1 protein-coding gene is annotated in these 2,437 nt (G+C 69.3%); it reads left to right on the top strand.

Going from position 1 to position 2,437, the window contains the following annotated elements:
* Positions 1-133: 133 nt before the first annotated feature.
* On the top strand, positions 134-2,437 hold a 2,304-nt coding region (gene gspD / locus QHF83_RS53155; protein WP_282425857.1), incomplete at its 3' end, for a type II secretion system secretin GspD.

Here is a 2,437-nt window from a genome sequence, read left to right as displayed (position 1 = left end):
CGCCGCTGCGGCTCCGGCCGCGCCCGGCGGCGCGGGCGGCCCGAATACGGGGGCTCCTCCCGGCTTCCCGCCCGGCCCGCCGCCGCGCGCCGCCGCGCCGTTCGGCCCCGCGCCCGTCGTCGGCGAGGATCCCATGGCCGGCGTCAAGCAGGGCCCGAAGGAAATCGACTTCAAGCCGCGTAATGGCAACTTCATGGTCTCCTTCAATCTGGAGGAGGCCGACCTCAACGAGCTCGTCAAGGCCATCAGCAACATCACCGGCCGGCGCTTCATTTACGGCGGCAAGCTCCGCCAGATCAAAGCCACGGTGTATTCGCCGGACAAGGTCACGGTCCAGGAGGCGTACAGCGCGTTCCTCTCGATCCTCGAGACGAACGGCCTCACCGTCATTCCGCACGGCCGTTTCCTCAAGATCGTCGAGACCCCCGGCGTCGTCTCGCAGACGACCCCCATTTACGGCGCCGGCACCGCGGTCCCCGCCGAGGATCGCTTCATCACCCGCATGTATCGCGTCGCCAGCGTCGATCCGAACGAGGCGGCGAACGTCCTCGGGAAGTTCAAATCGAAGGAAGGCGACATCACGGTCCACCCGTCCGGCAACCTCATCATCATGACGGACACGGGCTCGAACGTGCAGCGCATGATCCGCATCCTCGAGGACATCGACGTCGGCGGTGCGGGGGATCAGATCTGGTTCGAGCCGATCCATTATGCCGGGGCGAACGACGTCGCCATGAAATTGAACGAGATCCTCGATCTCAAGCCGGGCGCGGGCGGCAAGGGCGGGGCTCGGGGCGGCGCGGGCGGCGGCGGCGGCGGCGGCGCGCGCATCCTCGCCGACGACCGCACGAATTCGCTCGTCATCACGGCGAACCAGCCCGATTACATGCGCCTGCTCGAGCTCATCAAGCGCATGGACGTGCCGCAATCCGGCGAAGGCCAGATGCACGTATTGCCCCTCCAGCACGCTGGTTGCAAGGACCTCTCGGGCACGCTGAACCAGCTCCTCGGCGGCGCGGCCGGCGCGGGCGGCGGCGGCGCGGCCGGGAGTCGCCGCGGCGCGCAGGCTGCCCCGCCCGTCCCCGGCTCGACCGAGGACATCTTCGAGGGCCAGGTCAAGATCACCTGCGACGAGGGCTCGAACAAGCTCGTCGTCACCTCCTCGCTCCGCGATTACGCCGCGCTCCGCAGCGTCATCGACGAGCTCGATCAGCCGCGCCGTCAGGTCTTCATCGAGGCCGTCATCATGGACGTGAACATCGATCGCAATACCGACGTCGGCGTGCGCTGGCACATGGGCGCGCCGATCAACACGGGCATCGATGGCACGACGGATCCCGCCCTCGCATATGGCGGCAACGATATCCTCACCTCCCTCGGCGCGCCGACCTCGCCGAACCTCGCGAGCCAGCTCGGCGCGCTCGCGCTCGGCGTCCGCGGCCCCACGATCAACGGTTCGAACAACATGCTCGGCGTCACGATCCCCGCGTTCGGCGTCATCATGAATGCGATGGCGACCGACAACGATTCGAACGTCCTCGCCACGCCGCACATCCTGGCCACCGACAACATCCCGGCCACGATCGAAATCGGCTCGAACATCCCACTGCAGACCAACGTCGGCGGCAGCCTCGGCGCGCTCGGGGGCTTGGCGGGCGCGGCGGGCGCGGCGGGCGCGGCGGGCGGCCTCGGCGGCCTCGGCCTCCTCGGCGGCCTCGGCGGCTTCGCCGCGCCTCGCCAGGACGTCGGCACGAAGATCGAGGTCACGCCCCACGTCAACGACTCCGATCAGGTCCGCCTCGAGCTCACGGAGAGCATCTCCGAGGCCGGCCAGCCGCAGGGCGCGCTCGGCGCCATTTCGATCGTCAAGCGCCAGGCGAAGACCACGCTCGTCGTCCGCGACCAGCAGACCGTGGTCATCGGCGGCCTCATGCGCGATTACACCAGCAACGGGCGCACGAAGATCCCGATCCTCGGCGACATCCCCGTCCTCGGCGCGCTCTTCCGCAGCACGACGGTCAAGAAGCAGAAGACGAACCTCCTGCTCGTCCTCACGCCGTACATCATCCGCGACCAGGATGATCTCCGGGCGATCTTCGAGCGCAAGATGCAGGAGCGGCAGGAGTTCCTCGACCGGTATTTCATCTTCGGCGACTCGGACTGGGAGCCCCCGAAGGATTACGCGCGCGCCAATGGCCTCGTCGAGGACATCCGGCAATCGCAGATCAAGATGGCGGAGCGGGCGCGGCTCGAGGAGGAGTCGAGACCCAAGGGCACGCGTGTGCATGAGCCCGGACAACCCATTGCGGTGCCGAGCATCGCCATCCGCGGCGGCGGGGACGACGGCGGCGGCGGCATGCAGACCGCGACGCCGCCCCCGGCGACGGGCGGCGGTGCCCCGGCTGCGCCCACCCCGCGCCGCCGCCCGGCCGGCGCG

It is taken from the genome of Polyangium sp. 15x6 (assembly GCF_029960785.1).
GTDB lineage: Bacteria > Myxococcota_A > Polyangia > Polyangiales > Polyangiaceae > Polyangium.
This window is presented reverse-complemented; position numbering and strand designations above follow the sequence as displayed.